Origin of the sequence: Streptomyces bobili (genome assembly GCF_002154575.1) — a bacterium.
GTDB classification, from domain to species: Bacteria; Actinomycetota; Actinomycetes; order Streptomycetales; family Streptomycetaceae; genus Streptomyces; species Streptomyces bobili.
Map to the genome: position 1 here is coordinate 1 of NZ_MUBA01000211.1, position 17,537 is coordinate 17,537.

Here is a 17,537-nt window from a genome sequence, read left to right on the forward strand (position 1 = left end):
CGGTGAGCGGATCGACATCGGTTGGGACCGTCCCGTCAGCATGCGGGAGGTGGCCGAGGTGATGGGCCGCCGGGCCGGAAGGGAGATCAAGGTGTGGGCCGTACCGTCCGCCGTCGCCCGCGGCGCGGGAGCCGTCGCCGGCCGCTTCCTGCCCCTGGTCAAGGACATGGCCGCGATGTTCCACTGGTTCGAGACCGGACGCTACGTCGCCGACCCGAGCCGCCAGGAGCAGTTGTTCGGCCCCGTTCCCACGGCCGAGGAGGCCCTCTCCCGGTTCGCCGACGAGCTGCGCACAACACCGCACCGGTGACAGGCCCGCCTCCCGAGCGGTCGACGAGAAACGACGACGTCACCGCCCGCGGATCGGGGCGCCCGTGGCGGTGGCGGTGTGCCGCGCCCGCCGGGGTATGACCGGCCGGTATGGCATCGGCGAAGCAGTTCGGTCGATGCGTCAGCGCACGCCCACCGCATCGAGCAGGGTGGCCACCGTGGGCCTGACGAGCCCGGTCAGGTGGTCGGCTCCGATCCCCGCGCGGGCGCTGGCACCGTCGAACACCAGGATGAGTTGCCTGGCAAGCAGGTCGGGGTGGCTCGCCCCACCCTGTTCCGCCTCGGCCCGGAAGAACGCTGTCAGGTTCCCTTTGACCCGGTGGGCCACTTGGCTCGCAGGGTGGGCCTGGTCTTTGAGTTCGATCTGAGCAGCCAGGTACCGACAGCCCTGGAAGCCGGGCGCGCCCGCCTGCTCCTCCAGCTGGGCGAAGACGTGCAGGATCCGCTCGCGGGGTGAACGGCCGTCGTCCGTCACGGGCAGGAGGGTCGCCACGAAGGCGGCGGCGCGCTCCTCCAGGCTCGCTGCCAGCAGTTCGTCCTTGCTCTCGAACAGCTGATACATGGAGCGCTTCGACACTCCGGCCGCCCTGCACAGCGCGTCGACGCCGATACCGACGCCGTCTCGGTAGGTGAGGGTGGCCGCCGCCTCCAGCAGCCGCTCCCTGGTGCTTGACTTCACTTCGGTGGTCACACTGCGAGGTTAACGCGATATGGACGAAATGGAAACCGATCGGTTTGCAACGTCGTCGGGGTGATCTTCGAGCCGTCCACGGCCGAGCGGCCCGACGAACTCCGCAATGCCCTTGCCGACGAGGCCCCCTTCGAAGCGCGCCAGGACAGGGGTGTAGACCGCTACGGCGCCATCGCCTGCGCGCGGGCGGAGGACGCGACCCTCGGTTGTCGGCAGACGTCGGCCACGGGGCGAACGCGTACCACGGGCCAAGGCCGCCACCCTGGACGGTGTCAGGGCCGGTCGTGAGAGGCGGACCATGGCGCGGTAGAGAGCAGCGGGCCGGGGCGCTCCGGGCAGTGCGGGGATCGGTGCGCCGGGGGCGGCGTAGGAGCGGATCATGTGGCCGACGAGGCGGCGCCAGGTGTCGGGGGCGACGTCGCCGGTGACGGTGACGACTCCCGCGTTGGCGATGAGCAGGATGGCGACGTCCTGGTGGGTGAAGGATCACAGCACTTCCCCAGATCCGCGCCGAACTGGCGAAGCCATGAGCTGGAGCCGTCCCCGCCACGGAGGCCACCTGCCAGCGCGGTGCACGAAGAGCCCCCTGTCGGATTGGAACCGACGACCTTCGCTCTACAAGGGCGATGGTCTTCTCGAAATTCGCCTGGGCGGGGACGCGGTACAGCCCCTGACAGCCGGGACCGACCGGCCCATCGCCCCTCGACACAGCGCGGGTGGCGGCACCGGCCGTCGGCCCCACCGTCGCACCCCGGAACAAGCAGGCGTCGTCTCGGAGCAGCCCCGCCTTCCTGCGCTGCTTTACGCCTTACGGACACCGATCAGCGCAGGCGACAGGGCGTTCCCCACAGTGGGTCCGGCAAGCCCGATCTCGGTAGGATCAGGCTCAGTGGGCGATCACGGGCTCGCCCTCCGACGGCGCCAGAGCCTTGTTCGGCATCAGGAACGCTGTGAGTACCGCGCCGACGACGAAGATCCCGGCGCCCCACGCCAGGGTGGCCGTGTAGCTCTCGACCCCGGCCTGCGCCACGGTGAGCGCGCCGGGCTTGTGCGAGGACAGGTAGTCGGTCGCGGCCGACGAGGCAACGGTGGTCAGCAGTGCCGTGCTGATCGAACCGCCCACCTGCTGGCCGGTGTTGATCAGCGCCGAGGCGACGCCGGCGTCCTCGTGGTGCAGGCCTGAGGTCGCCCCCTGGAACGCGGTGGTCATCACCCCGCCGATACCGAGGCCCAGCAGGATCATGCCCGGCATGATGTCGGCGACGTAGCCGCTGTCCAGCGCGAGCTGCGTCAGCAGGGCCATACCGGATGCTGCGACCAGGAAGCTGACGCTGACCACGACCTTCGGACCGACCCTGGGCAGCAGCAGCGAAGGCACCGTGGTCGACGAGGCGACGATGCCCGCGACCATCGGCAGGAAGGCGAGACCGGCCTCGATCGGCGAGTAGCCGATGCTGGCCTCCAGGTAGTAGGTCAGGAACAGGAAGATCGAGAACATCCCCATGCCCGTGACGAACACGGCCAGGAACGAACCACCTCGGGTCCGGTCCAGCACGACGCGCAGCGGCAGCAGCGGATGCGCGACCCTGAGCTCCAGCCACACGAACACGGCCAGCAGCACCACGCCGACGATCATGGAGCCGAGGGCGACCGGGTCGGTCCAGCTGGTGGATTCGACGTGTGCGAACCCGTAGACGATGCCGAACAGTGCGGCACTCACCACGACGGTGCCCGGAATATCGATTCTGGGCCGCTCGGTGACCACGGGCTTGGCCAGCCACAGCAACGCACCGGCCAGCGCGACGCCCGCGAAGATGACGTTCACGTACATCACCCAGCGCCACGACGCCCATTCGGTGAGCATGCCGCCGAGCAGCAGTCCGACCGCGGCGCCCGCACCGGACAGCGCACTGAAGATGCCGAAGGCCTTCGCCCTCTCGGCCGGCTGGGTGAAGGTCACGCTGAGCAGCGACAGTGCCGCAGGCGCGAGCAGCGCGGCGAAGACGCCCTGGGCCACCCGTGCCGCGACGAGGATCTCGAAGCTGCCGGCCGCGCCGCCGACGACGGATGCGCCCGCGAAACCGATCAGGCCGGTCACGAAGGTCGTACGCCTGCCGAACAGGTCACCGAGTCGCCCCCCGAGCAGCAGCAGGCTGCCGAACGCCAGGGCGTACCCCGTGATGACCCACTGCCGGCTGCCGTCACTGAAACCGAGGTCGTGCTGCGCCTCGGGCAGGGCGATGTTCACGACGGTCGCGTCCAGCGTGACCATGAGTTGCGCCACGCCCAGCACGACGAGCACCAGCCAGCGCACCGCGTGTGAGCCGCGGCGGCCCGAGTCTGTTTTCCCGGAGGCGGGCGCCCCGCGATCGAAGGTCGTAGTCATGTCTTCCCTTTACTGCTGGTCACAGGCTGAGCACCGGTCGGAAACCGATCTGTTTCCAGATAGGAAAACAGATCGGTTTCCTCAGTGCAAGTGGAGGGGGGTCCGGCCCGTTGAGCGAGCGGGCGGAGAGCCGGCGGAGGGCTTCGACGGCGTGCGGGATCAAGGCCCGCATCTCGGCGCCGTACCCCGTGCCGAACCGGCAGCTCGATGGCTCCTGACCGCTACCACTCGTCGGAGAGGCTGTCGGCGAGCGCCTGGATCTGCGGATCATGGGGCCAGCGTGCGACGAGTGCCGTCACGGCCTCTCGCTGCAAGTCCCGGTCGGAGTCGTCGACGGCCCGCTCCCGCAGCAGCTTCTCGGTGACGGGGTCGTCGCGCCAACCGCCTGCCAGTGCCTGGACTGCCGCGCCTCGGCTGATCGGGCCGGTTCCGCTGGTGATGATTCGGCGGAGCAGCTCGCCGGTCTCCGGGTCGCGCCAGCCCGCCGCCAGGTCGTATATGGCGGCGGCGCGCAGGTGGTCGTCCGGGTCGTCGATGGCGCGCCGGCGAAGCAGGACGGCGGTCTGCCGGGTGCGACAGTTTGTGACGAGGGCCTGGACGGCGGTCCCACGGACGTGGGGTTCAGGATCGTTCACGGCCCTGTCGTGCAACAACTCGACGGTGTCGGGGTTGTCGCTCCAGCCGGCTCCCAGCGTCCGCACCGCCGCCGCGCGTACGAACTCGGCGTTGCCGTCAACTGCGAGCCTGCGAAGCAGCGACTCGGTTGCCGGGTCGCTGCGCCATCCGGCGGCGAGGGCGAGAACGGCCAGCTCGCGGGCTCGCGACGGGCCCTTGGCTTGGGCGACGCCGCGTAGCAGCGCCCGGACGTCGGGATGGTCGGGCCAAGCCAAGTAGGCGGCCAGCAGCGCGGCCTGTACCACCGGCTCGCTCGTGTCGGAGGTGACGAGCTCACCCAGCCACGGCAGCGTTGCGGGATGGGTGTGCCATTCCGTGGCCAGTGCCCGCACCGCGGCCACGCGGACGGTGCCGTCGGGGTGGTTTCGGGCCTGTTCGCGTAGCAGCACGGGGGTCTTCGCGTCGGTGCGCCGGTCGACGACGAGGGGCTTCAGCACGGCATGTCGCGGATCCTCCGCGACGGGCGAAGACGTCGACCGGGCTGGGGCGGAGTCCGCGGGTCGCGGCTCGGTGCGAGCGAGCGCCTGCTTCGCGGCCTCTCGTACCCATGCCTCGCTTCCGACGTCGGCGGCGGCCGAACGCAACAGCGCCACAGTCTGCGGATCGTCAGGCCAGCCCTCGACGAGGATGCTGAACACCCTGCAGCGCAGGTGCGGGTCCGGATCGCGGGCGGCGCGGTCGCGTACGACGGCCGCAGCGTCCGGGTCGTACGGCCAGCCGCCCGCGATGGATTGCACCGCGGTGAGGCGGACCGAGTCGTCGCGGTCCTCGGTCGCGGATCGGCGTACCAGGGTGAATGTCTCGGGCTCGTTGCTCCAGCCGTCGGCAAGCGCGGCCAGCGCCCCCTGCCGTAGGTACCGGTCGTGGTCGGTGAGGCATGTCCGCAGCCAGTCTCTGGTGGAGCGGTCCTGGTGACGGGTCATCGCGAAGAGCTGCAGCGAGCCTCTCCTGACGTTTCCATCAGGGTCTGTCTCGGCGAACTCACGGAGCAGTCCGGCGACTTGGGGGTCGTCGGGCCATTCCTGGATGAGCGCGCGCAGCGCCTCCTCCCGGTCGGCGGGAGCGGGGCCGAAGACCGCCTTGCTGACCAGGCTCTCGCGGAACTCGCTGTTGTCGCGTAACAGCGCTGCGCCGACGCGAGCGGCCGGTGGCACCTGGACCGAGACGAAGTCCTCCCCGAACCTCGTGACGCTCAGGAACTGGCCGCGCGCCCGGTACCAGTCGTGGTAGTGCCGGCTGATGGCGGGGTTGCCTGCTCCGAGCCGGCCGAGCACGGGTGGCAGCGTCTCCGCGACCGCGCGGATGAGTGACGAATAGGGGGACGTCTTTCCCGTGACCATGTGCTCGATCAGTGCGATCACCGTGTTGACGACGGCGGAACACCGGGCGTGTAGCGTGCCCGGGTCTCGGACCTCGCCGAGGCAGCGAGCGGCGAGCACGATGTGGTGTGGTGTCTCGCTCAAGAACGCCCCGGGCCTCCGAACGAACCACAGCGGATCGGCGGCGAGGAGGTGGTCGACGATCTGGCCGGTGAGGCGCGGTTCGACCATTCCCGCGACAAGGACGAGGGTTTCGTGCCACGTGGGGTCCGCCCAGTGCTCGCCGTACACCTGGTGGATGAGGGCATCCCCGGTCAGGCTGCGCTCGACGACCAGCCGGTGCCGGATCTCCGCCGCGGCGTGGTACTCGAGGAAGGTCTGGTGGGGAAAGCCGAGGCCGTCGGCGTGGTGGACCAGCAGTCCGGTGTGCCGGAGAAGGTTCTCCAGGAATGCATCCCAACGGTCTGGGCGGATCCTGCCGGGACGTTGCACGGCTTCGTGTGCGGCCAGTGCCTCGGTGACCGGGGTCTTGTGGTCCGAAAGCCTCCGGTGGGCCAGGTAACCGATCAGCTCGGGCAGCCGTTCGTGGACACGCCGTGCGGCGGCGTCGGCTTCCTTGCGCGCCCGCGGACTCTGGACGCTTTCCACGAGGCGCTCGATCGATTCCTCGTGGCTGTCCGCGACGCGCTTGCTGTGGTTGTTCTCGTAGACCAGGTCGGTGAAGGCTTCGTACACCGCGGCGCGGCCGTCGGGCAACGGGCGCTCGGGCTCAGCGAGGTAGAGCTGGCACAGCATGAAGGCCATCAGCGGGGTACGGGCCAGTTCGTCCAGGGAGGCCCTGCGAAGCGCACCGGCGAAGTGGCGGGCGCGGCGGGTGGCTTCTTGTCGCGGCCAGCGGGTGCTGAAGTATTTCTCCATGTAGTCGCGCAGATCGTGCGGTGCGAACGCCTGCAGTTCAAAGTGCGGCGCCTTGAGGCCGAGGACCTGGTCAAGGACGCCGAGTTCGCCCTCGGCCAGAGGGCGGGTCGCTACGACGCACCGGTACAGCGGCGGTTCTGCCGCGACGGCGTTGGCAAGCTTCTCCAGCACGGCGCGGCGCTCGTCCGCGTTGGGGAGTTCGTCGAGGCCGTCGACGAGAAGCTGCCAGTGCGCCCCGGTCCAAGGCCGCTGAAGGAAGCGGTCTCGGGTCAGTTCCGGGTGCCGCCCGAACTGGCTGAGCCTTGCGGTGGCAGCGGCGAGCACATCGGGTACCTGCGTGTCCTCTCCAGCGAGGGCGCGTGCGCTCACCCATACCGGGACGGCCGGACCGGACTTTCCGGGGTGGTGCGTGCCGTCGAGCAGTTCACCGGCCGTGTCGCGCAGCCGCGCGCGCAGCAGTGTGGACTTGCCGGTTCCTGGGCCGGCGATGAGCACACACACCCGGTCGGCATACCGGAAAACCGCTTCGGCCGGCTCTCCAGGAACGGCGAGACCTGTACCGCTTCTTCCGGTGGTGGAGCCCTCGCCAGGTACGGCGTGCCCGTCCCGTGCCGCAGCGCGGCTGCGCTGGTGCACGTAGACCTCGGCCAGGGAAGGTGGTTCGGAAAGGTTCGGATACGGGTGCTTCTCAGCGGCCTTCCGGGCGGCTACGAGGTAGCCGCGTACCTCCTCGTCCATGGTGGTCCCGCGGTGGGCGTCCTCGTAGAGCTTCTTCCAGCCGGGGCGCAGCCTGCCCTCCACGTACCGGCTGTCCTGCTGGGTGGCCCATTCGAGCATCACGGCGACCACGGACCACATGTCGTCGAAGTCCTGCGGCAGGCTGGGCTCCTTCGAGCGCTCCCGCTTGGGGAACCAGCCGTTGACCGTCTGGAGGGGCAGATCCGCGCCGCCTTCGCTGCGCGGCCAGGGCACGTCCACTGAACGGCCTGCGGCTTCGCGCCGGCGCCTGTTCGCCTCCGCGACCGCGGCCTTCTGCGTCTGCCGCTCCCCGTCCAGCGCTTCCCCGAGCTGCCCAAGCTGCCGCGCCAGCGCCTGCCGTCCCGCGTGTTCTTTCCTCACGCTCGCTTCCGGCCTTTCCGCTCGGGTACCGATCTGATCCGGCTGATCCGACGCCCCAGGCCCACGGTCCCTGCCATCTGGCAGCTTGCGGCCGGAAATCCGGCGATCCGGTATCCATGTCCGGCCGTCGAAGGTCCTGGAGAAGGTGCTCGTGGCCGTCCCGTCCGGGAGGTCGAGGCTGCTTGGGGAGGGACTGACACATGGACATCTGGTGGGCAGCGGTGCCTTTGGCCGGGCTCGCGATCCTCGCGATCGCCCTGGTGACGATGACCGGTCTGGCACTGAAGGACACTGCTTCTCAGGACCGCGCCGGCATCCTGCGCGCCGTCGCGGCATGCGTGCGGGAACTGTACGGACGCCGATGACGACCCAGGCCCAGGCGTGCTGTCCCGGGACGTCGGTGACACGCGTGCTGGGTGTTTGAACAGGTGAGGGCCTTCTGAGTTCGGTGTGGATCGCGACATCTACGACCGACCGCAGGAGGCCCTCGTGTCCCACCGTGATGCCCCGCTGCCCCCGACCGGCCGACTGCGTCGGGCATCGGGACGATACCTCGCTCTGCGATCGCACGCACCGGACGCCGCCGCGCCCGCCCCTCGGGCAGACCACGCTGCTGCTGCAACACGCTCCGGCCCTCTCGCACCCCGCTTCCCCGCCACAAGTTCCAGCTCGTCATCGAGCATCGTCCAGCACTCGACAAGCTCGTCCATCCTTACCGGCCGCCGCCCCATGGCGCACATCATGCCGAAGCGACCCGGCCAAGAACGCAAAACTGCCAAAGATCCGTCTGCAGCTCCCCCAACTCCCCACGGATCCCGGCGACTTCGGAAGCCGCCTCTGTCATCGCCGCCGAGGTCAACGGCTTCACGGACAGCAATGTGGGCGAGTTGACGGGCATGCCGCTCACCGCCCACTGCCTGGGCGGCTGTCCCATCGGCGACTCTCCCGAGGCCGGCCCAGGCCGAGCGAGTGCGACGCGCGTTCGGGCAGGTGCTGTCTTCGCCTCCCGGATCACGCGGGCCCTGGACCCGATGCGGGTCGGGCTCCGGTGGCGGGAGCCGCCGGTCATCGAAGGAAGAAGTTGAGGAGCGTGTCGGTGCGCTTGCCGAAGGGGGCGTAGAGGAGGCGGGCGGCGTTGAAGTGGCCTTGCACGTAGATGCCCTTGGCGTGCCTGCGTGTCCGGAAGCCTTCGATGCCGTGGTACTGGCCCCGGGGGGGACCTGGTGGTTGACGAGGCGGGCGGCCTGGCCCCGTCCGACGGCACGGTCGCCGCGCACATCACCGCCCCCGCGCTGACCTTCCCCGACTGGGGCACACAGCGCTCCTCCTGGCGCGACAGCGAGGTGACGGTCACCGGCGACACCGAACTCGCCGCCCGCTTCCTCGACACCGTCAACGTCATCTGACGGGCCGTGATCACGGTGTACGGCGCCTTCGCGGACTTGGCGGTGTTCAGCAGCGCCGTGCTCGGGGTCGGCCAGCGGGACTCGCCGATGCAGGATCGCCGCCGCGGGGTGCGTGAGCGGGCGGCCGCTCCGGTGGCCTGGTCAGCGCCACCCCGGTGGCGGGAAACCTGATGGACGAAACGTCATGAGCGTTCCGCGCGGGCAGGCGTTTCCCACGGCCTGCCCGCGGCACCGGCCACCAGCCCGGTTCACCTGATCTCGGTCGCCTGGGACCACACGACCTGCCACCTGCCCTCGAGGCACTCGTAGGTGTCGGTGTGCCAGTAGCGGGTGCTGGGCACCCGATGGCCGCCGAAGACCACTTCGAGCACGGCCTGGTAGCGGATGACAGCGGCGTTCCCCCGGACGCGGACGGCGATGGGGCCGGGCTCCCAGGCGACGTAGTCGATGTGGCCGCTGCTGACGGCTCCCAGGTACTCGTCCTTGGTGAGGAGCGCGCCGACGGGGGTGACGAGCTGGAAGTCCGATGCGTGCAGCTCGGACGCCTCGACGACATCAGCCGCGACAAGTGCCCGGAGCCGGGCCCGCTCCACCTCGCGGATCCGTTCGGCGACCGCGCGGTCGGCGGCGGTCTCGACTGTCTGTGCCATGAAGTTCACTCCTGGTCCTGCGGACGGGCGAGCCTCCAGCCGGACAGGGACGGGGGAAGGGGGCGCCTGCGCGCCCGTGCCATCCCGCATCTGCTCTGCTTGACAAAATGTCGCAGACTGTCTAGTTGGACTCTATGAGTCCAGGAGACTAGCGTATCGGTATGCCAGATGACCGAGCCGGGCACATCCTCGACAGCGCTCTGACCGTTTTCCGTCAGTACGGGTACGCCAAGACCACCATGCAGGACATCGCCCGCGCCGCCGGAATGTCCCGGGCCGCGCTCTACCTGCATTTCGCCGGCAAGGAAGAACTCTTCCGCGCGGGATCCCGAAGGGCCCACTCCCGTGCCCTGGGACTCGTGGACGCCTCCCTCGCCGAGAAGGGTGACGTGCTGTCCAGAATCGACACCGCCATGGCCGCCTACTTCACGGAGCTGACGGCCCAGATCTCGTCGAGCGCCCACGGCGGAGAACTCTTCGACGCCACTCACACCATCACCGAGGACGTCGTCGGCGAAGCCCGGACCGCCCTGGTCACCCGGCTGACGTCCGCGCTGGAGGAGGCCGCCGAAGAGGGGGAAGTACGGTTCGCCGCCGTCGACACCACCCCCGAGGAACTCGCGCTTCTTCTCCTCGCCGTCATGGACGGACTGAAGAACACGAGCGCGAACCCGGCGGTCCGGCACGAGCGGAAAACGCTCTTCCTGCGCCTGATGCGCGCGGCGCTCACCTCACCCGCCGAGACCGGCGGCTGACCCTGCGCTACGCGCCCCCGACCGCCCCTTCCGTGTCCGCGGACGCGTGCCGGATCCCCGCGCGCGCCCGTACGCCGTCTTCAGCCGGTCGCTGTACCGCCTCCGAACCGGGCGTCTCGGGGGCCGGACGTCGGTCAGCGTTCCGTCCGGGGTGCGGTGGACGGCCTCGACGGGTGGACGAGGCGGTTCTCGTAGGCGAAGATCACGGCCTGGATCCGGTCGCGGAGTTCGAGCTTGTGCAGGATGCGCCCCAGATGGGACTTCACGGTCGCCTCCGCGAGGTACAGGGTGGCCGCGATCTCGGTGTTGGACCGGCCGCGGCCCACCTGGACGAGCACCTCGCGCTCACGGGCGCTGAGCCGGCTCAGCCGCTCGTCACGGTCGGCGCCGCTGCCGTCGGGGATGTGCGGGCGGAAGTTCTCCAGCAGGCGGCGGGTGATGCGCGGGGACACCACCGCGTCGCCCGCGGCCACACTGCGTATCGCGGTGAGCAACTCCTCGGGCCTGGTGTTCTTCAGCAGGAAGCCCGAGGCTCCGGCGTTGAGTCCGGCGAAGGCGTATTCATCCAGGTCGAAGGTGGTGAGGATGAGCACTCTGCTCTGCGGGGAGATCCGGATGACCTGCCGGGTCGCCTCGATCCCGTCCGTGCCGGGCATCCGGACGTCCATGAGGACGACATCGGGGCGCAGCTCCCGGGCGAGGCGTACGGCCTGGACGCCGTCCGCGGCTTCGCCGACCGGTGCCATGTCGGGCTGGGCCTCCATGATGGTGCTGAAGGCCATACGGAGCAGTCCTTCGTCGTCGGCGATCAGGATGCGGATCGTCATGCGGACACCGCCTCGCCGCTGTCGAGGAAGAGGCGGGTGCGGACTCGCCAGCCGCCGCCCGGAAGCGGTCCGGCCTCCAACGTCCCCCCGTAGGCGGCCGAGCGCTCGCGCATGCCGGGAATGCCGTGGCCGGACGCGGTGGCGCCGGGAAGTGGCGGGCGGGGGCCGCTGTCGGTGACGTCCACGGTGACGGTGTCGGCCGAGCACCGTATCCGGACCTTCGCGGGTGTGCCGGCGGGTGTGTGCTTGAAGGTGTTGGTCAAGGCTTCCTGTACCAGGCGGTAGACGGTCAGTTGCGCGCTGGCGGGTATGTGGGTGTGGCTTCCCTGGACCTCGACGCGGGTCGGCAGCCCGGCGGCGCACATCTGGTCGGCGAGGGTCTCCAGTTGGGCGATGCCGGGCAGCGGGTGGCGCTCCGCGTCCGGTTCGCCGGTCCGCAGGACGCCCAACGAGCGGCGCATGTCGGTCAGCGCCTGCCGGCCGTCTCGGAGGTCCGGAGCATGGCGGTGGTGGCCTTGTCGGGTGACCGGTGCTGCGCGTAGACGGCGGCGTCGGTGAGCGCGACCATGACGGACAGGTTGTGGGTGACGATGTCGTGCATCTCCCGGGTGATGCGTGTCCTCTCCTCGGCGACGGCCAGGCGCGCCTGCTGGTCCTGTTGTTGCTCCAGGCGTGCGGCCCGTTCCTCCAGGGCCGCGAGGTAGGCGCGCGTGGTCCGCACGTTCACACCCAGGACCGCGGCGGCGACGACCATCGCGGTCATCGCGACGAACGGGGTGAGGAACGCTCCTTCCGTGGCCCACCGCAGGCAGGCCAGCAGAGCCCCGACCTCCACGATGGCACCGGCCACGAGCGCGCCGCGCCGGCCCGAGTGAGCCGCCGCCGTGTAGAGAGCCACCAGCAGGGCGACGTCCGCCGGCAGGGGGACGTCCGTCAGCCACTGGACGAAGGCCGCGGCCGCCACGGCGCCGAACACCGTGAGCGGGGCCCGGCGCCGCCACACCAGCGGCAGCGCGAGGGCGGCGGTGAGGGCCACGGCCACCACGAGGTCCCCCGGCGCGCCCGTGGTCATGACGTTGAGCAGGAGCAGCGCCGGCAACAGCGAGTCCCCCACCACGGGCGGCAGCCGAAGACCCCAGCGCCGGGCGGCTCTCACCGGTCGCGCCGCTCGCGGGGAGGAGGCCAGGTCGGCGTACCCCGTCAGCCGTACGGCTGTCCTCACCCGCCGCACGCGGTACCGGCGGCGCGGCGGGCGGGCGTTGCCGGGCTCCGGGGCCGCCTCGGTCATCACACGCCCCTGTCGATCGACGTCATGGTGGCCCCGTCACGGTAGGCCGCCGGGCCCGCGAAGCACATGAGCCCACCGTCTGATGGCAGCGTGCCGGGGTACGACCGCAGGAGGAGTCCCGCTGCTTCCACGGTCGCAGAGCGGGCGTCGGTCCGGCGTGCCTGATGGCGACTCAGGTCGCACGGGAGACATGCCGGGACGCGACTGCGGCCGTACGTCCGACCTACCTCGGGCCGCGACTGCGGTCGCATGCGAGGGCCACCGGGGGCCGATGTGGCCTCGCGTGCCCCGCCCGGAGGATGGCGGCGTGAACGAGATCATCGCGGGGCTGTACATGTCCCCTCCGGAACTGCTTGCCCTGCTGGGTGCCGTCGCGCTGGTGGTGGCGCGCTGGCTTCCCCCCGCTGCACGCCCACGCGTCACGATCGCGGCGGGGGCGGCTCTCCTGCTGTCCGCGATCGTGCTGAGTGTGGTGGGGATCCGCTGGCAGGTGCTGCCGGTACTGGCAGGCGCCGCCGTCGCGTTGCCGTTCACCCTCTCTCCCCTGTTGCGACGCCGCACCGGCCGGCCGGTGCGGCGGACCCGATGGTGGTCGGCGTTGCCGGGCTCGGTGGCCTGCGCCGGCCTGATCGCCACGGGCCCGGTGGCCGCCTGGGCTTTCCCCGTACCGGTGTTCCCGGAGCCGTCGGGCCGTTTCGCGGTCGGCACCCGGGTGGTGCAGTGGACCGACCCGCGCCGTGCCGAGACCTTCACCGCCGATCCGCGCGACCGGCGCACGGTCGTGGTCCAGCTCTGGTATCCCGCGGGGAAGAGCCCCGCGGGCACGCGGCGGGCCCGGTATCTCGGACGCACGGAGCACGAGGCGCGCACCGTTTCCGACGCCCTCGCCCGCGGGGTGGGCCTGCCCGGCTTCCTGGTCGACGGCGTCGCGCGGGCCCACACCCATGCGGTCGTCGACGCCCCGGTGGCCGGCGGGGGCGGACGGTTCCCGGTCGTGCTGTTCTCTCCCGGATCGGGCGGAGTGCGCACCCAGAACACCGCCTGGGCGGAGGAACTGGCCAGCCACGGCTATCTGGTCGCCGCCCTCGACCACCCCTACGACTCCGCCGCCGTCGTTCTCACCGACGGCCGAACGATTCGCTCCAGGACCGCCTCCACCGGCGACCGGGACAAGGACACCGCGCTGTCGGCGGGCTGGACGGCCGTTCGGGCGGCCGACCTCGGCTTCGTCCTCACGCAGTTGGACCGTCTGGGCCGAGGTGAGATCGCCGGCCCGCTGACCGGACGCCTGGACACCGGTCGGGTCGCGGTCGCCGGCCACTCCATGGGTGGCGCCGCCGCCCTGCAAGCAGCCCGGCGGGACCGCCGGTTCGACGCCGTCATGGATCTGGACGGCTACCCCCACGGCCCCACGACGCCCTCCCTCCACCAGCCGACGCTCGCGCTCACCCAGGCCATCACCCCCGAAACCGACCCACGCTACCTGCCCCGCCTCACCGAGGCCCTCGAGCTGAACACCGCGACGAGCTACCGGCTCACCGTCCCCGGCGCCGCACACCTCACCTTCATGGACGGCCCCCTGTACCTGCCGCCCGTGCCGTCCGTGGTGGGCTCGCTGGGCCGCACCGAGAGCCCGCGTGTCGTCGCCGCGACCACACTCGCCTTCCTGGACACCACCCTGCGGCACGAACCCGGTGACCTGGCAGACGTTCTGTCGGCGTACGGGGACCTCAGCGTCCAGCACCCGGGCGACAGGGGCTGACCAGTTGTGCCGTGACCGCTGTCGCGGCCGGGGGAACTCGTCACAGACGCGACCTTCATGACCGGGAGGGCAGCCGCTCGTCCGGAAACAAAGCCAGGACCACGACGCCGGACACCGATGCGCACCCGGCGGTCGTCGTCCCGGCCCAGGAAGCCGTGGGCGACCAGTTCGCCGACGAGCCGGGAGGCCGTTGCCACGTGCAGCCCCGTGCGGCGCGCGATCTGGGAGACCGTCAGCACCGGTTCGTCCTGGCTGAACGCCTCCAGGATGCGAGCGGCACGGGAGAGGACCGACTCCTGGTGGGGCGCCTTCACCGTGTCACTCCTCGTCCGCGCGGGGCAGTCGTGCCCCGACGCGGGCGGCTGTCTCGCGCAGCCAGATGTGGGCCGCGTCGTGGGTGTGGACCGGGTGCCACCAGAGCGCCTCGCGCAGGGGTACCGCCTCGTACGGCGGCTCCACCACGCGTACGGCGGAGAGTGGCGCGAGGAGCCGGGCGAGGCGGGCCTGGACGAGGGCGATGCGGCGGGTGCCGGCGACCAGGAGCGGCAGAAGCTGGAAGCTGTCCACGGACACCTCGACGCGTGGCTCGATGCCGAGCATGCCGAGCTGGCGTACGGCCGGGGCGTCGTAGGTGCGCTGGTAGGTGACCCAGGGCAGCCGGGCCAGATCCTGGCGGGTGAGCCGGCCGTCGACGCTGGGGTGGTCGTCGGCGACGACGAAGACCCAGCGGTCGTCGTAGAGGTCGGTGGCGGGGAAGTCGCTGATGACGCCGTGCGGCATGAGGAGGCCGTCGGTGGCGCTGAGCAGGGTGGCCGTGTCGTCGACGACGGTGGTGGGGGTCTGGGCGAACCGGAGCCGGATGCCGGGGGCTTCCTCGTGGATCACGCGGGCCAGTTCCGCGCCGAAGACGGAGACGGCGTAGTCGGACGCGATCAGTTTGAACTCGCGGCTCTCGCGGGCGGGGTCGAAGTCGGCCTGGCTGGCGAAGAGGCGTTCCAGCACGTCGTAGGCGGTGGAGGTGCGGTCCAGGAGTACCTGGCCGAGGGCGGTCAGTTCATAGTGGCCGCCGACCCGGGCGAGGAGGTCGTCGTCGAAGTGGCGGCGCAGCCGGGCCAGGGCGGCGCTCATCGCGGGCTGGCTGAGCCCGACACGCTGCCCGGCCCGGGTGACGTTCCGCTCTTCGAGCAGGGCACGCAGGGCGACGACGAGGTTGAGGTCGAGGCGGGCTAGGTTCACGGGTCTTCCCTCTGCAGTGGGGCATTGACCAGAAAGAATAAGTATGGTGGATGCCGATCGACCAGGAAATCGCTTCCCCTGATCGCTTGGCTCGGGTCCACATCGGTCCCAGCCCGGCCAGGAGGCCATGCTGAAGCTCATGGCATCTCCGCTTCATGTTCTGGCGGCAGGAGTGCTCTCGCGCTACACCCCCAGGTACACCGGATACCCAAGATCGGAACCGGACAGAAGGTCGAACGCGCGCTCGGCCAGTTCGCTGGAACCGACAGTCACCGTCAGGTCGCCCGACTGGACTGCGTCGACCGCCCGGATGCGGCCGAAGACCACAGCGAGGAACATCCGCAACCGGCAGGTCACCGCAAGGTCGGGGCGAACCGGCGCCGGACCGCTCTTGGTCCGCATTCGGCCCTCGGCGATCTCCAAATGAAACGTCTCCGTGCCCACGTGCAGCTCGTAGATCTCCTTGAGGCCGACGAGCTTCTCCGGCGGGGCGAAGGTGGAAACGCTGAGGGCGATCAGATCCGCGCGGGTGGTCTCCGGATCGATTTCCGCCGACGGCGGGAGTCCGAGGCCCCACCGTCCGAGCTCGATGAGCGGGGCACGGAGCCCCTCGCCTCGCTCGGTGAGTTCATAGACAGCCACACCCGCGGGAGGCGGAAGCGTGCCCCGGCGAACGACCCCCGCGGCCTCGAGGCCGCGAAGGCGGGAAGTCAGGCGGTTCGGTCCGATGGCCGGAAGTACGTCGAGGAGGTCCTTGAATCGCTTGGGCCCGAGGCACAGCTCGCGCACGATCAACATCGTCCAACGCTCACCGAGAAGGTCCATGGAGCGGGCGAGCGGACACATCTGGCCGTATGTTCTCCCGGTTGCCATGAATCCACTGTACGACTGCACAACTTCTCGCTATACGTTTTGTGCACTCCATGCGGATGCCCCCAGAACCGGATCCAGCCGACCGCGAACTGACAGTGCACCTGAACGCTCGCCGGCGCCGGACAGCGCACCGTCAGCCTGGTCACTAGTGCGGGAAGCGGCGTGGCGGTCGAGTCACCACGGACTCGCGGAACTCGGTTATCCGGGAGTGGACTTGGCGCATCAGGTGGGTGTCCTCGATCCGGTCCAGATAGAGGCAGCGGGCCGCCAGGCCCGGGAGGTCGAAAGCGAAGTACAGCGCCATCAGCGGGTTCACGAACAACTCGCTGTTCCGGGTGCGGTCAGTGAACCGGACATCACCGAACGAGCCGCGCACGGCTGCCGCGATGGAACCGTTCACGATGCTGGGGCGCTCAGAGGTGTGGTCCTGAGCGTGTGCCACCGCGTCAAGATAGAGAGCGCCCTCCCGGGTGGCACGCGGTATCGAGAACGCGCCGAGGTACGCCCCTGCACGCTCCAGCGCGGCGATGCTCTCCAGCACCTGCACGTGGTTCACGCCGTGATAGGCGTCCACACCGAAGCCGACCGACACGACGAGCCGCGTCGCTATGCCGTCCAGGGCAGCGAGCGCGGCGACGCTGGTCAGGTCCTCCTCGGGCGTACCGAGTCCTGCTTCGTCGCCGCGCATCAGAATGTCCGTGCCCCCGTCGACCAGCACCACGGCATCGACGCCGTGCAGTTCGATCAGTGCCTGGTAGGCGGCGCGCAGAGGGCGCACTCCCGTCTGGGGGAAGGCGTACACGGTGCACGGATAGCCGTGCACGCGCAGCCACTGGGCGAGGGTCCGCTCGGGGAAGTAGCTCTGGTGGGGTGCGGAGTCGGGGGTGACGGCGGCCACGTCGGGGGCGACCCAGTCGTCGATCGGCAGGCCGGCGAGTGCACTGAAGGAGAGGTTCGCGAGATACACCTGCTTGCCCTGATGGAGGAGGGAGAGGGCCAACGGCAGGCCGGAGTAGATGTCGAAGCCGCCACCCGCGCCCGCGACGAGGATCCGTTCGGCATCGGCGAGGCGGGCGAAGAGCGGGTTGGAGTGGAGGGACGTCATGACGATCATTGTCCGGGGACCGGCCCCGCGTACGCTCCCGAGTTCTCGCGTACGCTCCCGAGTTCTCCCGCGACGAGGGGCACGGAGCGGACGGAATCGCGCCAGGTCGACAACCGCGTCGATGACGGTGGTGCGGCACTCGTGCCAGCGGGCGTGGTGGCGCAAGTCTTTCTGTCACTGAACGTCGAAGCGGAGCT

14 protein-coding genes, 1 tRNA gene and 2 pseudogenes are annotated in these 17,537 nt (G+C 70.3%); 5 read left to right on the forward strand and 12 right to left on the reverse strand.

Annotated elements, in window-relative coordinates; genetic code table 11:
* Window positions 1-310 (forward strand): annotated as a pseudogene (locus BZL64_RS17940) (SDR family oxidoreductase); the annotation flags it as partial.
* Between the two features lie 141 nt (window positions 311-451).
* On the opposite strand, the gene BZL64_RS17945 reads toward BZL64_RS17940, so the two are convergent.
* From BZL64_RS17945 to BZL64_RS17960, 4 genes are all read right to left on the reverse strand, one after another.
* On the reverse strand, window positions 452-1,021 hold the full coding sequence (locus BZL64_RS17945; protein WP_086770204.1) for a TetR/AcrR family transcriptional regulator: 570 nt from the start codon (window positions 1,019-1,021) through the stop codon (window positions 452-454).
* 580 nt (window positions 1,022-1,601) lie between these two features.
* Window positions 1,602-1,673, reverse strand: a tRNA-Tyr gene (locus BZL64_RS39850).
* Window positions 1,674-1,907: 234 nt separating this feature from the next.
* Window positions 1,908-3,407, reverse strand: coding sequence for an MFS transporter (locus BZL64_RS17955; RefSeq protein WP_086770205.1), 1,500 nt, complete (start codon window positions 3,405-3,407; stop codon window positions 1,908-1,910).
* 221 nt (window positions 3,408-3,628) lie between these two features.
* Complete coding sequence (locus tag BZL64_RS17960) at window positions 3,629-7,438, reverse strand: HEAT repeat domain-containing protein (RefSeq protein WP_107430306.1); 3,810 nt, start codon at window positions 7,436-7,438, stop codon at window positions 3,629-3,631.
* 200 nt (window positions 7,439-7,638) lie between these two features.
* Between BZL64_RS17960 and BZL64_RS39855 the strand changes: the two genes are divergently transcribed.
* Both BZL64_RS39855 and BZL64_RS17970 read left to right on the forward strand, forming a co-directional pair.
* Window positions 7,639-7,803 carry a hypothetical protein gene (locus BZL64_RS39855; RefSeq protein ID WP_158101538.1) on the forward strand — a complete coding sequence of 55 codons (165 nt, stop codon included), beginning with the start codon at window positions 7,639-7,641 and terminating at the stop codon, window positions 7,801-7,803.
* Between the two features lie 858 nt (window positions 7,804-8,661).
* On the forward strand, window positions 8,662-8,844 hold the full coding sequence (locus BZL64_RS17970; RefSeq protein WP_086770208.1) for a hypothetical protein: 183 nt from the start codon (window positions 8,662-8,664) through the stop codon (window positions 8,842-8,844).
* Between the two features lie 248 nt (window positions 8,845-9,092).
* Here BZL64_RS17970 and BZL64_RS17975 read toward each other — a convergent pair whose 3' ends face one another.
* On the reverse strand, window positions 9,093-9,494 hold the full coding sequence (locus BZL64_RS17975; RefSeq protein WP_086770257.1) for a nuclear transport factor 2 family protein: 402 nt from the start codon (window positions 9,492-9,494) through the stop codon (window positions 9,093-9,095).
* Between the two features lie 161 nt (window positions 9,495-9,655).
* Between BZL64_RS17975 and BZL64_RS17980 the strand changes: the two genes are divergently transcribed.
* Complete coding sequence (locus BZL64_RS17980) at window positions 9,656-10,249, forward strand: TetR/AcrR family transcriptional regulator (RefSeq protein ID WP_086770209.1); 594 nt, start codon at window positions 9,656-9,658, stop codon at window positions 10,247-10,249.
* 134 nt (window positions 10,250-10,383) lie between these two features.
* On the opposite strand, the gene BZL64_RS17985 is transcribed toward BZL64_RS17980, so the two are convergent.
* The 3 genes from BZL64_RS17985 to BZL64_RS41220 are packed head-to-tail and all read right to left on the reverse strand — an operon-like array spanning window position 10,384 to window position 12,364.
* Complete coding sequence (locus BZL64_RS17985; protein WP_086770210.1) at window positions 10,384-11,076, reverse strand: response regulator; 693 nt, start codon at window positions 11,074-11,076, stop codon at window positions 10,384-10,386.
* Window positions 11,073-11,537 (reverse strand): sensor histidine kinase, encoded by a 465-nt coding sequence (locus BZL64_RS41215; RefSeq protein WP_244205381.1) that lies wholly within the window; start codon window positions 11,535-11,537, stop codon window positions 11,073-11,075. Before BZL64_RS41215 ends, BZL64_RS17985 begins: the two co-directional genes overlap by 4 nt.
* A gap of 5 nt (window positions 11,538-11,542) precedes the next feature.
* Window positions 11,543-12,364, reverse strand: a complete 822-nt coding sequence (locus tag BZL64_RS41220) for a DUF7134 domain-containing protein (protein ID WP_244205382.1) — start codon at window positions 12,362-12,364, stop codon at window positions 11,543-11,545.
* A 271-nt stretch (window positions 12,365-12,635) separates the two neighbouring features.
* Between BZL64_RS41220 and BZL64_RS17995 the strand changes: the two genes are divergently transcribed.
* Window positions 12,636-14,126: an alpha/beta hydrolase family protein gene (locus tag BZL64_RS17995; protein ID WP_086770211.1), complete on the forward strand. Its 1,491-nt coding sequence runs from the start codon at window positions 12,636-12,638 to the stop codon at window positions 14,124-14,126.
* A 137-nt stretch (window positions 14,127-14,263) separates the two neighbouring features.
* Here BZL64_RS17995 and BZL64_RS41945 read toward each other — a convergent pair.
* The 4 genes and pseudogenes from BZL64_RS41945 to BZL64_RS18015 all read right to left on the reverse strand — a co-directional run.
* Window positions 14,264-14,440: pseudogene (locus BZL64_RS41945) on the reverse strand (helix-turn-helix domain-containing protein); the annotation flags it as partial.
* A 4-nt stretch (window positions 14,441-14,444) separates the two neighbouring features.
* On the reverse strand, window positions 14,445-15,362 hold the full coding sequence (locus BZL64_RS18005) for a LysR family transcriptional regulator (protein WP_086770212.1): 918 nt from the start codon (window positions 15,360-15,362) through the stop codon (window positions 14,445-14,447).
* Between the two features lie 183 nt (window positions 15,363-15,545).
* Window positions 15,546-16,235 carry a winged helix-turn-helix transcriptional regulator gene (locus BZL64_RS18010; RefSeq protein WP_143663191.1) on the reverse strand — a complete coding sequence of 230 codons (690 nt, stop codon included), beginning with the start codon at window positions 16,233-16,235 and terminating at the stop codon, window positions 15,546-15,548.
* A 145-nt stretch (window positions 16,236-16,380) separates the two neighbouring features.
* Complete coding sequence (locus BZL64_RS18015) at window positions 16,381-17,340, reverse strand: DUF1152 domain-containing protein (RefSeq protein WP_086770258.1); 960 nt, start codon at window positions 17,338-17,340, stop codon at window positions 16,381-16,383.
* Window positions 17,341-17,537 lie beyond the last annotated feature (197 nt).